Source organism: Bradyrhizobium sp. LB13.1 (genome assembly GCF_054056815.1).
In genome coordinates, this window is the sequence record NZ_JBSRYQ010000001.1 from 4,112,392 (window position 1) to 4,128,349 (window position 15,958).

Below are 15,958 nucleotides of genomic sequence, written 5' to 3' on the forward strand. Positions count from 1 at the left end.
CACGGAAATGATGCGGATCGCGCTCGCAACGGTGATGGCTCTCCTGCTCGCCGGTTCTCCGGGCCACGCACAGGTCGCAACGACCGGCAGCACGGCAATGGATCTGCCGACGGTGCCGGGCGCGATCGTGATTTCGCCGCTCAACAGTCCGGGACCGTTTTCGGCGACGACCGTGCCGGGTGCTCCGGATACGACGCTGGCGCCTGTTCCGCTCGCTTCGGATCCGACCACGCCGGGGACGGTCGTCGTCTGCGCTCCATCGTCGTCATCGCCGGCGCCGGTGCCGGCGACTCCGATGGTATCGGCCACGGGCCTTTCGACATCGGGCATCGCAGCTCCGATCCTGCTGGCCATGGGACAGAACGGCAGCTCCATCGGGACTGTCTCCGCCGCTACGCCGGTGGGAACAGGTACGAGTGTCGCATGCAGCTCAACGCCGGGAGGGCAGGTGACAAGCGCTGCGTCCCTGCCGCTTTCGGTACCGCAAGTGGCTGCAAGCCCCGCGCCTGGCACGATCCTGGCAGACATCGGCGGCGCCGGCGGCACTGGCATAGACCCGAACGTCGCCGTTGTGCCCAGCCCAAACAGCTCGGCCTGCGCGGAAGGGGTCTCGATGAATCTGGCGGAGCCTGCGACGGTGTTGCCGGCCAACGCCTCAGGCGCAGCACCGACGCCGGGCGTGTCGCCGATCCTTCCGCCGGGCTGCTGAGGCGGAATTGCAGGGCTTCCGTGTCATTGCATCACACCGCATTCGCCCGTCATGTTGCCGGGCGTAGCTTGCGGACTTCGGCATCCGGCGGAAGCATCGTTCCACCGTCCTTATATTTCCAGTCCACCATGACCGCCTTGTTGCCCCTGACCGTGGTGCGGCCGACGAATGTCCCCATCGTGCTCTGATGGTCGATGGAACGCCAGGCCGCCGGTCCAAACGGCGTATCGAAGCTGGCATTGCCAAACCCGTCCGCCATCGTTTCCGTATCGAGGCTCCCGAGGCGCTCGATCGGAGCGACGATGGAGCTGATCATGGCGTGACCGACCACGGAGCCCATGGTGGGAGGCTCGCCATATCGCGAGGAATAGGCCGACGCGAAGGAGCTGTTGGCCTGATCCAGGATCTCGGTCACGGGGTATCCGGTCACGATCCATCCTTTCGGCGCGTCCTCTCCGAGCGGATGGAGGTATTCGGGCTCGCCTGTCGTGAACGACACAACGTCTCGCCCTTCGAACAGGCCGCGATCATTACCTTGCCGGACGAATTTCGTGAGATCGGGCCCGAAGGTGACATTGAGGATCGCTTCGGGATTCTGCTGAGCGAGGGCGTTCACGACAATGCCGGCGTCGATGGCGCCCAAGGGCGGCCACTGACTGCCAACGAGCTGGACGTCGGGTCGACGTTGGCTGAGAAGCTGCATGAACCACCTCACGGCCGACTGCCCGTACTCGTAGTTCGGAGCGATCGTCGCCCATCGTGTCGCCTTGAGTTGTGCTGCCTCCTCCACCAGCATCGCTGCCAGCATGTATGTCGAGGGGCGGAGCCTGTAGGAATATCGATGTCCCCGCTCCCAGACGAGGGCATCCGTGAGCGGCTCGCTTGCGACGAACAAGACCCGATTCTGCCGGGCAAAGTCGCTGACCGCGAGGCCCACATGCGACAGATAGGCACCTGCCAGCAGATCGACCTCGTTCCTGCGCACGAGCTCTTCCGCCGCGCGGATTGCGACGCTGGGTTTGCCTTCGTCGTCCCGGCTGATGACCTGCAGCTCTCGCCCGAGAAGGCCTGCTTTCGCGTTGACCTGCTCGACCGCCAGCTGCCAGCCGCGACGATAGGGCAGGGTGAACGCAGGTGCGCTGCTATAGGAGTTGATCTCGCCGATCCTGATCGGTCGAGTGCCCTGCGCACGGATCAGGCCGGGCGAAAACACCGAAGCGCCGATGCCGGCCAGAATCTGTCGTCGAGAGATGTTCATCGAGCAAGTCCGCAAGATGGAGTGATGGGTCATTTTGGCAGTGCAGGACAAGTTGTCTCGGCCGAGCCTAGCAACCTAGTGGCAGGTGCAAGACGCGGGCCGGTCGCTGTCGCATGTCGAAAGTGAGATGCCCGGTATTTCAGCCAGAGCGCGGGCGAAGGCGAGCGCGGGAAGATCGATCTCCTGATCGAACAGAGCACTGACCGGACCGACGAGATCAAGGGCAGTCTGCTGACGGTTCGATCCAGCCATGATCCTTGCCCACGCCGCCGCAACCTTCAGCTCGTAGAAGCGGCATTGCTGGTCTCGGGCCACAGATAGTCCCTCGGCAAACAGCAATTCCGATCGCGAGAGATCGGATGGATTATTGGCCAGGAGAATTTCAGCCTTGATCCTCAACAGGTCGGCAAGGCACCACAACTGGCGGCCTTGCCGCGATATCGAAAAGGCCTCTTCCACCGCGCCCAGTGCCTGCGCAGCCTCGCCGCTCGCGAGCAGGCCTTCGGCGAGCGATCCGAGAAACTCGGGATTGCGCATCAGCCATCCGTTCTCGGTCCGCGCTTTCAGGCCGCTGCGCAGCAGAGCAATTCCGTCGTCGTGATTGCCTTGCAGGACCAGCAATTGTCCCTTCAGGCAAGACGTCCAGCTGGTCCAGAAAGCTATCCCCTCGCGTGTGACGAGCTCGAGAAGGGAGGATATCGCCTGATCAGCGGCAGCGAGATCATGCGTCATCAGCGCGATGGGGCAGACGGCATTCCGGAGTGCGTAGGCGATTGCAAGCTTGTCCTTCTCACGCTGGGCCTCCTGGAGGCATTCGGCGGCCAGGGATCTGCCCTGGGCGATCTTTCCCTGCAACAGCAGGACGCGCGCCAACATCGCCTTGGCAAGAACGCTCTGGTTCAGCAGAAACCACATCTGGTTCACACCGCCGTTCAATCCGTGAGCCGATTGGTCCAGCGACAGAGTCAGTTCGCGCCGCGCATCCTCCTGCGCGCCAAAGAAATGGCTGGCGGCGCCGATCAGGCGACGGCCTACCGCCTCGTTGGCGGTATTTTCCGTGCGCAGTGCGATCTCGAGGTAGCGTTCGCCGACCTCCTTGGCCGCTGCATATTGACCAGAGTTGAGGTTATAGCTCCACAAAGTCCAGACCGCCTTGAGCTGAAGTTCCAGATCGGACAATTCCTCGGCGAGCACGAGGCCGATGCTCAGTGCCGCCTTCATGCGATCCGCCGATCCCGTCGTGTTGAGAAGTGAGAATCCCAGGGCGACACAGAGCTGCGCCTTCAGCTTCGGAACGCAGCTGAACCCGGGACTGAAATGTGCAAGCGCATGCTCAATCCGTGTCGAACATTCCACGAAGGACAGCAGCTGCATCCATACCGGAACGAAACCGGCCGTCAGCTCGATTCCCAGCGCGGTATCGCCACCGGGCGAGAACGCCCAATCGAGCGCCGCATGCACGTTTCCGATCTCCTGGGCGAAACGGGAGATGTCGTCGGGAGCAGGAGAGGCATCGCCGAGCGGCGCGATGATCTGCCTGAGAAAGCCGGCCTGCCGTTTGGCCGCCTGTTCGACGAGGCCTGCGTCCGCGAGCTTCTCCAGCGCATAGGCGCGGGTGCTCTCCAGGAGGCGCCATCGTCCTTCGAACGAGGGGTCGAGCGACACTAGCGATTTTCCGACCAGATTGAACAGGGTTTCGATGACGTCCGACCGGGACAAAGTGTCGTTCATCATCGCGCTGGCCGCATCGAGCGTGAAGCCGGCAGGAAACACCGCGAGTTGGCAAAGCAGGTTCTGCTCTGCCGGGGGCAAGAGGTCATAGCTCCAGTCCAGTGTCGCCCGCAGGGTCTGGTGGCGTGGCAACTGATCGCGGCGGCCGCCGTTGAGGAGTTCGAAGCGCTTGTCGAGGCGAAGCAATACGGTGTTTACGCCGAGATTGGCGGCGCGGGCCGCGGCAAATTCCAATGCGAGCGGAATGCCGTCAAGCCGACGACAGATGGCGGCGACCTTCTGAAGCTCCTCAGCGCCTGCGGCGAAGCTTGCGCGCAAGGCCCGCGTTCGTGCGACGAACAGCTGCACAGCGCTTTCCCGGAGCAGCAGGTCGGGATCGTGCACATCGGCACCAGGAACCGAGAGCGCCGGAATGGCCGCAACGTATTCGCCATCGATACGGAGGCCTTCGCGGCTGGTCGCGAGGACCGTGGCGTTCGGACAATAGCGCAGCACGGCGCCGGCGATCTGCGCGGCCGCTTCGATCACATGCTCGCAATTGTCCAGGACAAGAAGCAGACGGCGGGTCCCGATGCCTTGGGCAATGCTCGCGGCCGAGACTTCCTTGTCATTCGAGACGAGCTTGAGTGCACGGGCGCATGCGGATGCCGCAAGTGCCGCATCCTGCAGGGTCGCGAGCTCGACCAGCACAACGGAATCGTTGAAAGTGGAGGCGACGCTGCGCGCGAGCTCGATTGCCAGCTTCGTCTTTCCGATGCCGCCGGGCCCGACCAGGGTCACGGCCCGATATGCCGATAGCACATCAGCCAATTGTCTCAGACAGTCTTCGCGTCCGATGAGAGGCGCGCGGATGCTCGGCAGGTTGCCGGAAAAGGGTGCATCGGCGGGCACCGTGACAGGTATGGCCAAAGGGTAGTCCAGATGCCCGCTTCGCCAGGTCCCGGCGAGTATGTATCCGCGGCCCGAAACCGTTTTGAGGAGATTGCGATCCTCGCCAAGAGCCTTGCGGACGGCCGAAATATGAACCTGAAGCGTGTTGTCTTCGACGGTCAGGCCCGACCAGACGCTCCCGATCAAATCGTCCTTCGTGACGAGGAGGCCCGCCGAACCGACCAGTTTCTCGAGAATTTCGAATGCGCGGCTGCCGATTGGCACCGCGACGTTGTCGTATCTCAGCTCTCTTCGCTGGCAATCGATCAGCCAATGTCCGAAAGAGTAAGTGCGATCAGTCGGCGATGACATCGGGGGTCCGTGAATCAATTTCGCTGCCGTGATCCGGCGGAAATCACGAGCTCGCCCTTGAGATCACCGCCCCTTGGCAGAATTTGAAAGCGTCAATGCGCTTGGGTCTCCTACAGGGGAGGTTGTCGGCGTGTCAAGAAGGCCCACTCAGTCGCCGGCGCTTCGTTCATCGTCGATGCTGGCACCCGACGCGTTCGTGTTCGATACACGAATTCGTGACGAGGTCGGGCGTGTGTCAGATTGGGAGAGTCGTTCGGAAGGAGGCTGATGCCATCAGTGAAGGCATCATTCGCTCACATCGCCGGGAGACGTCAGCGCAACAACTCCGAGGCACGATGCTTCGAGGAGACGTGCACCAGTCGCAAGAACGGCGGCCTGATCGTGAGCCGCCGTCCTTCCTACCGCCGAGGGGCCAAAATCCGAAACGTTGAGAGGATCAATTTCCAGTCGGCGTCAACCGGACTTGCTCCGGTTCGGGAGCTCAGTAGCCCGACGTGGGCTCGCAGGGCGGCCGGCGCCAGGGAGCGGTTGCGTAAGCGCCGACGTCGGGAGCACGGGCGCAGCCGTGCTTGGAGGTGACCGGAACGCGCTGAGCCGACGCATAAGCGTCGACATTGGTACGCTTCGCGTTGCCTTCGCGAGCCATCACGGGGGAGGCAATCATGGCTGCGACCACGAATCCGGCCGACAAGAGCTTCAGTGTAGTCATCGAACATCTCCTTGAGAAAGCGACGCCGGGAACGTCTCGGCCCGCTCACGGGACATGTGCATGTGCGCGCCGGATCCGCAGTGTTGATCGAACGAACATTTTCGCCTTTGCACGGAGTCGTCGCGGCGCGTTGACCTCAGACATCGACGACCCATCCGACAAAGAGGTTCGCGCACTAGTCAGGCGAATGCTTTCCGTGCCGAGGGCGCGCCAAGATTGCGAGCGCATTGCACGTTTCCAGATGCCGAAGAACTGTTAAGTTTTGCAGTTGTCGGAATCGATGTGATCGGCCTTGCTTCGAAGCCGGCAGGGTGCGCCGCATGGCGCGGTCGCACTCCCGGACTGCGGACACCATCATTTGCACCTGGCAGAACGCAGGATGCTCGATTGCCGTGTCTCGTCATCGGTGCCAGCTGCGGTTGTGAAGGTGGCCCGCGGCGAAGACGGGCGCGGCGCCACCGGGCCGCTCGATGCCCATTCGCCCGGCCGGCGTCAGCGCGCCACCATTCAGCACGTCGCGATCGGGGTACATCGATGCAAAGGCGGCTGGCTCCTGATCGGCGAAGGACCAGGCTGCGGATGCGGATGATATCGTTGCCGTTGAGAGTAGCGCAGCGGCGATTAGGATTCTGAATACGCTCATAGCGTTTCTCCATTGTTTGCTCTGTGCGGAGAGTCGCTTCGCGATGATCGCTGCTCGGCTAGTGGCGTTTCCGAAATTGTTCTTGATGGTTATGTAGGTCGTCCTGGTGGAAAACCCCGGCGTATGTGCATCACTGTTGCGGGAAGATTCTGTCTTCGTTGTCAGAATTCTCGCGCGATTGTGCGTGGTCAAACGCGTCCAGTGTCCGTTTCTGGAAGGCAGATAGTTTGAACATCTGGAGTGTGAGCAATGAGATCATTTGCTGTTGTTTGTATCCTCGCCAGCGTTGCGCTCTCGGGCACCGCGTCTGCCCGCGGTGGCATGGGATCGCATATGTCGATGGAGAGCGGCGGTGCGCTCGGTACGAGCGCCGCCGCACCAGGAACGAATTCGCTCGGCACCGCGCTTCCGTCTTCGGGCAGCGGTGGTCACGCGACTAAGGGGCCGTTGCTCGGCACGGACCAGACCATCGACAAGGAAGACGCCCGGCTCGAGAAGATGCTGGAAGGATCGATCTGCCGCGGCTGCTAAACAGCGCGCATTGCAAGACGGGAGTGGGGCGGCTGCGCCGCCCGGCTACCCGTGTCTTTCGAAAGAATTGATGGTAAGCTGGGTAGAAAATGATGAAACCGCTTGGGCTGTCCCAATGATGGCTGAGCCAGGCCAGCGTACCGTCTACATTTGCCGGGAATGGGAAATAGATCTTGCCAGACGCGAATTGCGCTTGACGAGAGAGCTCGTTCCCTTGGGGGGACGCGCCTTTGAGATTCTTGCCGAATTGGTGCAGGCGCAGGGCCATCTCGTCACCAAGAAAGATTTAACGGAACGCGTCTGGCGGGGCGTCTTTGTCGAAGAGAGCGCACTTCGCGTGCATATCGCGGCGATCCGAAAGGCGCTTGGTCCTGACCGCGACATGCTGTCAACCGCCGTCGGCCGCGGTTATCGTTTACTGGGAGCGTGGCAGATCCAGCACATCGACACCCCGCCACAATCTGTCGCAACCGGCTTGCCGCCGTCGATCAACATTCCCAACGCAGCTTTCGATCTCATTGGCCGAACGGCTGCGATCGTACATTTGTGGCGGCTACTGTCGGCCTATCGCATCGTGAGCCTGGTCGGGCCTGGCGGCATTGGGAAGACGTCGCTGGCACTCGAGGCCGCCAGGACGCCTCCGCCCGGCTTTGTGGCTGACCGGTTGCTGGTCGAGCTGGCCTCGCTGTCTGATCCCAAGCTCGTCTGCTCGGTCATCGCCGGCGTGCTCGGCGTCAAGCTCGAGGGCGAGGAGATTTCGCCTGATGCCATCGCGCGTGCAATCGGCCATCGGCCATTGCTGCTCATTCTCGATAATTGCGAACATGTCATTGATGCCGTGGCGGTTGCGGCCGAGCTGATTGTCAGCCGCTGTTCCGGGACGTTCATTGTTGCGACGAGCCGGGAGGCGCTGCGCATCGAGGGGGAGCATGTCTACCGCGTGCCCCCTCTGGATGTGCCGCCTGAATCCCGGTTCGAATCCGCCGGCGCTTCTGCGTACAGCGCAGTGGAATTATTCACGAGCAGGGCGAAGGCGCTGGGTTCAAGCTTCGCGTCCGACGAGGAGAACATTAGCGCCGTCGCAACCATCTGCCGGCGCCTCGACGGCATTCCGCTTGCCATCGAGTTTGCAGCGGCGCGCGCAGTCATGCTCAGCCCGCCGAAGATCGCCGCACTTCTCGATGACAGGTTCAAATTTCTGACGACCGGACGGCGCACGGCGTTGCCGAGACAGCAAACGCTGCGCGCAACGCTCGACTGGAGCTATGACCTGTTGCCGGACGACGAGGCGTGGCTTCTCCGGCAGCTCGGCATATTCGCTGGCGAATTCGAGCTCGATGCAGTGATCGGGGTCGCCGGCGAGGGCATCAGCGACGTGACCGGCCAGCTTGCCCGGCTGGTGGTAAAGTCGCTCGTTCTCGCTGATATTCGCGGCGACAGTCCTCATTATCGCTTGCTGGATACAACACGTGCCTATGCATTGGAGAAGCTGCACGCCGCCGGCGAACATCCCGACGCGGCCTGCCGCGAGGCGAAATACTATTGCGGAGTCTTTGCCCGCGCCGAAGCAGACAGCGAAGTAAGGCCGCAGGCGGAGTGGCTCGCCATCTATGGCCGGCACATCGACAACGTCCGCACGAGCCTCGATTGGGCCTTCTCGTCCGGCGGAGACTCGCAACTTGGGGCGGCCTTGACGGCGGCTGCGGTCCCACTCTGGGTGCAGTTGTCGCTCCTCACCGAATGCCGCGAGCGGACCGAACTCGCCCTGGCGCGCCTCGATCCGACGGCCTCGAACGCGCCGCGGCTTCGTATGCAGCTGTCGGCCGCGCGCGGCTGGTCGCTGATGTACGGTGTTGGAAGGGCCCGGGAGGCCGGTCCCGCCTGGGCTGAGACCCTTCGGCTTGCCGAACAGCTCGAGGACAAGGACTATCTGTTGCGCGCGCTTTGGGGACTCTGCATCGATCAGTTCAACAACGGCGGATTCCGCAGGGCGCTCGAATTTGCGCATCGCTTCGCGGCGGTCGTGGCTGATTCCGGCAATCCAGTCGACCGGATGATGGCCGACCGGCTGCTTGCGACGACGCTGCACTATCTCGGCGATCAGCGGCAGGCCTATGATCATATCGGGCGAACCCTGTCTCGCCTCTCGGATCTGGCGGCCAAGCCTCAGGTCATCCGGTTCTGCTTCGATCTGCGGGTCTCGACGCGCTACTTCCAGGCGCGGATACTGTGGCTGCTCGGCCTCGCGGATCAGGCCTTGAGCGTCGTCGAGCACAACGTCGAGGAAGGCCGGACCAGTGGTCACGCTCTCACTTTCTGCAGCGTCCTCGGCCAGGGTGCTTGCCCGATTGCCCTCCTGACCGGCGATCTCGACGCGGCCGAGCGCTATTGCACGATGCTGCTCGAACATACCGAGCGCCACCCGATCCGCTTGTGGAATCTGTGGGCGCGCGCCTTCAAGGGCCTGTTGATCGCGCGCCGGGGCGACCTTGCGACCGGATTGCCGTTGCTGCGCAAGACGCTCGAGCTTGCCCGCGAGGCGCGTCACCTGCCGCGCTTTCTGCTTATGCTCGGCGAACTCGCGGTATGTCTCGGCGAAGCCGGCGAGGTGTCACAGGGGCTTGCGACCGCCGACGAGGCGCTCGCGCGATGCGAGGCGAGGGACGAGGGGTGGTATGTCGCCGAACTCTGGCGCATCAAGGGCGAATTGCTGCTGCTTCCCGGCGAGCGCCGCTCGACGATCTCTGCCGCGCAGGCCTTCGACAGGGCGTCCGAAGTGGCCCGGAGCCAGGGCGCGTTGTTCTGGGAGCTCAGGACGGCGATCAGCATGGCGCGATTGCGGATGAGCGAGGGGCGTCCGGCCGATGCGCGCCATGTTCTGGCGTCCGCATACGGCAAGGTCACCGAAGGCTTCGAGACAGCAGACTTCCGCGACGCGCGCGCAATGCTGGCGAAGCTGGGGTCGTAGGCGAAGCCCCGGGGAGCGACATCCGATTTAACTCATCGGATGCCGGTGCGGCCTCTGTGAGCGCCGCATCCCCCGTGCTCTGGAACGTTCCACAATTCGCGTGTAAGGCCGCTTGTGCCGCGCGCCGACGTCTCATTGCATGCGCAGCGTGGACCGGCAGCCCGCACGAGTCGTTCGAGACTGCACCCCACTATCGCGATTGCACGGCGGTCATTTGGCCGCAAACGAGCACGAGCGTGGCGGGCTCAGCTCGGCAAGCAAGCCCCTTGCCGTCACGAGGCTGCGTGTCTGGAATCCCTCGGTAAACTGCTGATAGACGGACGCAAGCATATCGTGCGCCTGCTGGTGCCGCCCGCCTCGCTGCCATAATCTCGCGAGCGCAATCGCCGCGCGAAGCTCATAGCCCAGCGCTCCCTGATGGCGGGCGATGTCGAGCGCTTGCACGAGGCTCAGCTCGGCTTGCGAAAAATCCGGATTACTCTTGTGCATCAGCGCTTCCGCTCTTGTGCGCAACATGTCGGGCATGTCCATCATGAAGTTGCAGCGCCGGGACTGGGCGATCGCCTGATCAATGGTGTCCAGAGCTTCGTCGCCATGACCTGTCGCCACCAGGGCTTCGGCGAGAGGCATGCGAAGCCCTGCCACCGCACCGAAACTCAGGCTCTGCAGCTTCTCGATCGAACCTTTCAACATCGCGAGCCCGATTCCGGTCTCGCTCCCAGCCAGCAGCGTAATCCCCTTCATGGCCTCGCCTACCATCTGGAGGATGGCGAGGTTGTGCCTTCGAGCCTCCACGATGAATCTGTCGATATGGTCTTCGCAATCCTCCGTTTCGCCATTCCAGAAGAAGACGCCGAATGCCCATGGCAGTGCCCGGCAGAACATCACCGGATGGTTCGCTGCTATGACGTCCGAGATGGCGCGGCGCACCATTTGCGTCGCCTGATCCGAATGTCCCTGAAGCCAGAGGACGCGCGCAAGGGTGATCTGAGCGCGTTTGGGATATTCGAGCGTAAGTCTGCTAGGGACGTCCCCACCCAGGTCCGGATGCAGCAACGCCGATTCGATGTATGAGCGAGAGGCTGCGAACTTTCCGAGATATTGGCAGGAGATGCTGAGCAACACGCGCATGCGCGCCACCGCAATGGAATCGTTGCTGGCGAGAGCAATGGCTTCGCCGCGTTTGGCAGTGCCCAATGCCTCATCATACTTGCCGACGAACAATTGCAGCAAATGCAACTGATCGATCAGGCGGATCTGCCCTTGTATGTCGCCGATCTTTTCCGTCAGCTCGATCGCCCGGTGGAGGTGATTTGCGCCCAATTCATCCAGCTGTCCCGTGAGCATGCGGGCGGCCACAAGCGTAGCGTGAAGGACGAGGCCCTGCTTGATGTTTCCATTGGTCTCATCGAGTGCTTCGATGGCGCGGGTGACCCAGAACTCGCATTCTGCCAGGAGCGACAGCTTGAAGAATAGCGGTACTGACGCTGCGGCGAGGGCCACGCCGGCTCTGCGGTCTCCCTGATCGGAGAAGCACCACGTCAGCGCGGCACGGACGTTGCCAAATTCCTCGGCAGCCGCCGAGAGGTCTCGGTTCGCTTCGCCGCCGATCTTTTCAAGGAGGCCGTGAAAGTAGCAGGCGTGACGTCGCGAGATCGCGCCGGCGTCCCCGCTGGCGGCAAGTTTCTCTTGCGCGTATGCCCGGGTCGAGTCCGCAAGGCGGTAGCGGGGCCGGTTGCGAGCCGATGTTCAGTGCGAGCATCGACTTGGCGATGAGGCTGTCGATGATCGCCAGGATCGTGTCGTCGTCCTCCGTGGTCGCGGCAATCGACCGCGCGGCATCCAGGGTCATGCTGCCGACGAACACTGACAGCCGGCCGAGGATCACGCGTTCCGATACGCTTAGTAGATTGTAGCTCCATTCGATGGTTGCGCGCAGCGTCCGGTGTCGGGGCAGTGCGGTGCGCCGTCCCTCCCATAGCAGATTGAGGTGCTGGTCGAGGAGCTGGACCATCGCTCTCGCGCCGTATACGCCCACATGGGCGGCGGTGAGCTCGATGGCGAGCGGGATGCCGTCGAGCCGGCGGCAAAGGTTGCCAACGTCGGAGGCGTTCGCATCCGACAGCGCGAACTCGCCGCCTCCCGCAGTCGCGCGCTCGACGAAGAGTTTCACGGAAGCATAGGCGAGGGCGTTCGCGGCCGTCAGAACGGCCCTCTCCGGCGGGCTCGGCAGCGGCGGGAGACGGTATGTGAATTCGCCTTCGACGCGCATCAGCTCCCGGCTCGTGGCCAGGATGTGCAGCTCCGGCGCTGCCTGGTAGAGCCGCTCGGCAAGCACCGCCGCTGCCTCGATGACGGGCTCGCAGCAATCCAGAATGAGCAGCATGCGCCTGTTGCGCAGGAATGCCGTGAGGTTGCTCGTGGGATCATTCGATCGGATCAGCAGCCCAAGTGAAGATGCGACGATTGCCGGCACCGGAGCGGCGTTGCCGGTCTTGCCGAGATCGACGAAGTGGACATGACCGACGAATTCATCGAGCAGGGCGTGGCCTGCGGAAACGACAACCGTGGTCTTGCCGATGCCGCCCGGGCCGACGACGGTGACGAAGCGTTGAGCTCTCAGTTTTTCTGAGATGTCCTGGATGGTTTGCTCGCGCCCTACCATCTGCCGGGGAGGCGCCGGCAGGTTGTGGACGTAAACCGGGTCGGTCGGTGCAGATTGCCTCTGTTCCGGGTGCGAGACCGCAGCGACGAAGCAGTAGCCTTGCCCGGAGACCGTGCTCAGATATCTGACGCCGTCGTTGCCGTCTCCGAGTGCCTTGCGGAGTGCGGCGACATGGACACGCAGGATGTTTTCCTCGACTTCAGTGCCCGGCCACGCCTTGGCGATCAGATCCGTCTTGCTGACGACGTTGCCGGCCTGCCGCACCAGGGCGAGCAGGATGTCGAATGCGCGACCCGACAGTTGCAGCGGGCCTCCGTCTCTTTCAATCAGCCGCTGCGATGGGTCGAGGCGAAACGGCCCGAAGACGAAGATCTCCCGGGAGGCTTCGTCCTGGGCGCAGCGGTCAGCGGGGCTCATCACGTTGTTGCTTTGCCAGCGGGGGCCATTTGGCGATATCAACCCGGCGCACGATTCGTCACGTTCTATGACTTGGAAGCACACCAGGACGTGTGAACGTAGTGGCCCACGAAAGGTAACATCCGGCAGTTTCAGGGTAAAGGATCAGAGCCTATCACTTTCGTCTGGGGCTCGAAGTGGCTCCTGAATCTTTCGGGACGTCCTATCCGATGAATGTCGGCTTGAGAATGTCTTCCAGTCCGATGCGGCGGAGCAGTTCCGCGCGGGCGCTGTCGGCGACGGCGTCGACGGTTGCGGCTCCGTCGTCGTCCGGACCGAAATGAGCGCGTAGCGGACGCTGTCCGAATGGCATGTCGACGACATCGGCTATGGCGGTCGCGACGTCTTGGGGAGTTCGATCCTTCGCCGAGAGCTGCGCAAGCGCCGATAACGCGACCTCGCTCAAATCGGCCGTCGGACCATCCGCGTATTCCTCGGCCCGAACGGTGTCCAGCGGCCGGCCGGAGCGAATGTAGTGGCCGGGTCCGAGCGCGCTGGGGACGACGATGGTCGTCTCGACGCCCCAACGCGCGAGCTCGCCGGCATAACCGAGCGCCAGCGCGTCAAGGGCGGCCTTTGACGAAGCATAGGCGGCGAGGAAAGGAACCGAGCCGCCACGCGCGCTGCTCGACGAGACCCATATCAGCAGGCCTTGGCCCTGCTTGCGCAACTGTGGCAATGCGGCCCGATTGAGCCGTTGCGCATTCAGCACGTTGGTGTCGTAGAGCTCGGCAAGCTGGTCCGGTGTAAAGGCCTCCACCGGTCCGTAGAGGACCTGGCGGGCGTTGTGCACGATTACATCGAGGCGGTTGTTCTCGGCGACGATGGCATCGATGGCCGAGTTTACGGAGCCTTCCGAAGAGAAGTCGAACGCGATGGTTCGGAGATCCCCGCCGTGCTTGCCAGCCTCGGCTTCCGGCCCCGCGACGCCGTGCTCATCGTGGCCATCCGTTTCCCGCATTGAAACGTAGACCGTGTGGCCGGCCTGGGCCAATTTCTTGCAGGTGCTTCGTCCGATGCTGTTCGCAGCTCCCGTGACGATGATCACTTTGCTCATTCGAACCCCAATTGCATTCCACCTCCCGCAAAGACGCCAGCGCCGTCGCGACAGGTCGTCGTTCGGCAATCGACCGCTGGCCTTGCGCGAAGAGCCTCAGAAATACGGCCGGGCGCAAGACGGGTCTTTCGAGCCCGGCGGCTAATTTTCAGATCGCACGAAATATTTCGAAAAAGCCCGAAGGCGGGACAGGACGGGCCTCCCGCTGCCGGACAACCCTGAACGTGCCTTCGCGAAATTCGCGTTGGGTTTCAGAAGATCGTGGCCGCGGCCGCCGGCTACAAGGAACCTGAGCCGCTCGATGGAACGGACCGTGTGAGCGGTCTGCGGTAGCTCGCGTATTGCAAGGAGAAGCGGATGAATCAGTCGGGCAACCTGCCGCGTTCGGGACTCGGATCGCTCGTGTTGATCGCGGCCGTCCTCGGGGGCGGCGCTGCCGCGTTCGCCTACACCGCAGGCTGGCTCTCGCCCGGGCGCCTGACGCCGGAGCGGATGATCGCGGCGCTGACGCCTCCAAGCGGCGCGCCGCTCGGGCACCGCCGAAATCATGCGAAGGGGATCTGCTTCACCGGCATCTTCGAGGCGAACGGAGACGGTGTGGAGCTCTCGCGGGCCAGGGTCTTTGAACGGGGCACCTATCCGGCTCTGGGGCGCTTCAATCTCGGCACCACCGATCCGAACGCCGTGGATGCAACTGTCCGCGTGCGCGGTTTGGGATTGCAGATTGCAGCGGCGGACGGCGAAGAGTGGCGGATGGCGATGATCAATCCGCCGTTCTTTGCCGTGTCCACGCCGCAGGCCTTTCACGACCTGCTGATTGCATCCGGCAAGAAGGATCCGGAGGCGATGAAGAGTTTCATCCAGGCAAATCCGGAATTCGCCGCCTTCGCGGCCTGGGCCAAGACGGCGCCCTGGACCGGCAGTTATGCGGAAGAGCCTTACCACGGGCTCGACAGCTTCATCTTCACGGACGCGAAGGGCGGCGAGCATGCAGTTCGGTGGTCGCTGCTGCCGACGGCACAGATCGTTCCGGTCTCACAAGCTGAGCTGGAAACGCACGGTCCGGATTTTCTCGAGCGGGAGATAACAGAGCGGGTCCGGACCGTCGGCGCGCAACGCTGGACCATGGTCACGACGGTCGCCGATCCCGGCGATCCGACCGCGGACCCGAGCAAGGCCTGGCCGGAGAACCGCCGCACGGTGAAGGTCGGAACGCTCATCGCGCAGCGGATCGAGCCGGAGCAGGATGGGCCTTGCCGCGACATCAACTTCGACCCGACCGTGCTGCCGCGGGGAATCCGGGTGTCGGACGATCCTTTCCCGGCTGCGCGCTCGTCGGTCTACCGCAAGTCCTACGATTTACGCGCGGCCGAAGCCCGCGACTATCCGCGAACTGAGACCACCAAGCCATGAGCATTGCTCCTCATCGTTTCGCCCTGATTCAGAGGCTCCTGCACTGGCTGATGGCGGCCTGTATCATTGCCATGTCCTTCATCGGCGTCGGCATGGTGTCCACGGTGACGCCGACATATCTGCCGCTGATCCTGATCCACAAGACGCTCGGCCTCACGCTTCTGGTTCTCGTCGTGATCAGGCTGGCTCTGCGGCGCCATTACGGCGCGCCGCAGTTACCGGCTGATCTTCCGCCGGCGATAAAGCTGGGAGCGAGATTGTCGCATCTGCTCCTCTATGGCTTCATGATCATTATGCCGTTGCTGGGCATCGGCATGCTTTGGACCGCGGCCTATCCGGTCGTCCTGTACGGCGGAGTCCGAATTCCGGCGTTGCTGCCGCAGAGCGACCCCGTGCACACGCTGCTGTGGCAGGCCCACGTCTATCTGGGCTTAGCGTTCTTTGCCCTCGTGCTGCTGCATCTGGCGGCCGGGCTGTTCCACGCATTGATCCGCCGCGACGGCGTGTTCGGTGCGATCGCACTCTTTCCACTTCGGAACAGGACGACGCCGGCAGAATGAGGGCTTCGCGCGGCGG

At 63.1% G+C, this 15,958-nt stretch carries 12 protein-coding genes; 5 read left to right on the forward strand and 7 right to left on the reverse strand.

Annotated features, from left to right (window positions below; translation table 11 throughout):
• Positions 1-7: 7 nt before the first annotated feature.
• Complete coding sequence (locus ACVWYI_RS19435) at positions 8-709, forward strand: hypothetical protein (protein WP_456662918.1); 702 nt, start codon at positions 8-10, stop codon at positions 707-709.
• A gap of 49 nt (positions 710-758) precedes the next feature.
• Here ACVWYI_RS19435 and ACVWYI_RS19440 read toward each other — a convergent pair whose 3' ends face one another.
• The 4 genes from ACVWYI_RS19440 to ACVWYI_RS19455 all read right to left on the reverse strand — a co-directional run bounded on the left by ACVWYI_RS19440 (position 759) and on the right by ACVWYI_RS19455 (position 6,292).
• Positions 759-1,967, reverse strand: coding sequence for an ABC transporter substrate-binding protein (locus ACVWYI_RS19440; RefSeq protein WP_456662919.1), 1,209 nt, complete (start codon positions 1,965-1,967; stop codon positions 759-761).
• 75 nt (positions 1,968-2,042) lie between these two features.
• The gene (locus ACVWYI_RS19445) at positions 2,043-4,853 is read right to left on the reverse strand and encodes a winged helix-turn-helix domain-containing protein (RefSeq protein WP_456662920.1); all 2,811 of its coding nucleotides are present in this window, start codon (positions 4,851-4,853) and stop codon (positions 2,043-2,045) included.
• Positions 4,854-5,421: 568 nt separating this feature from the next.
• A complete protein-coding gene (locus ACVWYI_RS19450) occupies positions 5,422-5,649 on the reverse strand; it encodes a hypothetical protein (protein WP_354103470.1) in 228 nt (75 codons plus the stop codon).
• A gap of 400 nt (positions 5,650-6,049) precedes the next feature.
• Complete coding sequence (locus ACVWYI_RS19455; RefSeq protein WP_456662921.1) at positions 6,050-6,292, reverse strand: hypothetical protein; 243 nt, start codon at positions 6,290-6,292, stop codon at positions 6,050-6,052.
• Positions 6,293-6,541: 249 nt separating this feature from the next.
• Between ACVWYI_RS19455 and ACVWYI_RS19460 the strand changes: the two genes are divergently transcribed.
• Positions 6,542-6,823 carry a hypothetical protein gene (locus ACVWYI_RS19460; protein WP_354103468.1) on the forward strand — a complete coding sequence of 94 codons (282 nt, stop codon included), beginning with the start codon at positions 6,542-6,544 and terminating at the stop codon, positions 6,821-6,823.
• Positions 6,824-7,016: 193 nt separating this feature from the next.
• Positions 7,017-9,791: an ATP-binding protein gene (locus ACVWYI_RS19465; protein ID WP_456662922.1), complete on the forward strand. Its 2,775-nt coding sequence runs from the start codon at positions 7,017-7,019 to the stop codon at positions 9,789-9,791.
• Between the two features lie 210 nt (positions 9,792-10,001).
• Here ACVWYI_RS19465 and ACVWYI_RS19470 read toward each other — a convergent pair whose 3' ends face one another.
• The 3 genes from ACVWYI_RS19470 to ACVWYI_RS19480 all read right to left on the reverse strand — a co-directional run bounded on the left by ACVWYI_RS19470 (position 10,002) and on the right by ACVWYI_RS19480 (position 13,969).
• Complete coding sequence (locus ACVWYI_RS19470; RefSeq protein ID WP_456662923.1) at positions 10,002-11,294, reverse strand: hypothetical protein; 1,293 nt, start codon at positions 11,292-11,294, stop codon at positions 10,002-10,004.
• Between the two features lie 112 nt (positions 11,295-11,406).
• Positions 11,407-12,873 (reverse strand): ATP-binding protein, encoded by a 1,467-nt coding sequence (locus ACVWYI_RS19475; RefSeq protein ID WP_456662924.1) that lies wholly within the window; start codon positions 12,871-12,873, stop codon positions 11,407-11,409.
• A gap of 202 nt (positions 12,874-13,075) precedes the next feature.
• Complete coding sequence (locus ACVWYI_RS19480; RefSeq protein WP_456662925.1) at positions 13,076-13,969, reverse strand: SDR family NAD(P)-dependent oxidoreductase; 894 nt, start codon at positions 13,967-13,969, stop codon at positions 13,076-13,078.
• 357 nt (positions 13,970-14,326) lie between these two features.
• Here ACVWYI_RS19480 and ACVWYI_RS19485 point away from each other — a divergent pair, with 357 nt between their 5' ends.
• Together ACVWYI_RS19485 and ACVWYI_RS19490 are read left to right on the forward strand one after the other, a co-directional pair.
• A complete protein-coding gene (locus ACVWYI_RS19485; RefSeq protein WP_247445591.1) occupies positions 14,327-15,382 on the forward strand; it encodes a catalase family peroxidase in 1,056 nt (351 codons plus the stop codon).
• On the forward strand, positions 15,379-15,942 hold the full coding sequence (locus ACVWYI_RS19490) for a cytochrome b (protein ID WP_456662926.1): 564 nt from the start codon (positions 15,379-15,381) through the stop codon (positions 15,940-15,942). The genes ACVWYI_RS19485 and ACVWYI_RS19490 overlap by 4 nt, the downstream gene beginning before the upstream one ends.
• The last annotated feature ends 16 nt before the right edge of the window (positions 15,943-15,958 follow it).

What these genes read in the sequence shown, in the direction of transcription:
- ACVWYI_RS19435 (WP_456662918.1), top strand. Translation starts at nt 8, where the DNA reads ATGATGCGGATCGCGCTCGCAACGGTGATGGCTCTCCTGCTCGCCGGT.
- ACVWYI_RS19440 (WP_456662919.1), bottom strand. Translation starts at nt 1,967, where the DNA reads ATGAACATCTCTCGACGACAGATTCTGGCCGGCATCGGCGCTTCGGTG.
- ACVWYI_RS19450 (WP_354103470.1), bottom strand. Translation starts at nt 5,649, where the DNA reads ATGACTACACTGAAGCTCTTGTCGGCCGGATTCGTGGTCGCAGCCATG.
- ACVWYI_RS19455 (WP_456662921.1), bottom strand. Translation starts at nt 6,292, where the DNA reads ATGAGCGTATTCAGAATCCTAATCGCCGCTGCGCTACTCTCAACGGCA.
- ACVWYI_RS19460 (WP_354103468.1), top strand. Translation starts at nt 6,542, where the DNA reads ATGAGATCATTTGCTGTTGTTTGTATCCTCGCCAGCGTTGCGCTCTCG.
- ACVWYI_RS19475 (WP_456662924.1), bottom strand. Translation starts at nt 12,873, where the DNA reads ATGAGCCCCGCTGACCGCTGCGCCCAGGACGAAGCCTCCCGGGAGATC.
- ACVWYI_RS19480 (WP_456662925.1), bottom strand. Translation starts at nt 13,969, where the DNA reads ATGAGCAAAGTGATCATCGTCACGGGAGCTGCGAACAGCATCGGACGA.
- ACVWYI_RS19485 (WP_247445591.1), top strand. Translation starts at nt 14,327, where the DNA reads ATGAATCAGTCGGGCAACCTGCCGCGTTCGGGACTCGGATCGCTCGTG.
- ACVWYI_RS19490 (WP_456662926.1), top strand. Translation starts at nt 15,379, where the DNA reads ATGAGCATTGCTCCTCATCGTTTCGCCCTGATTCAGAGGCTCCTGCAC.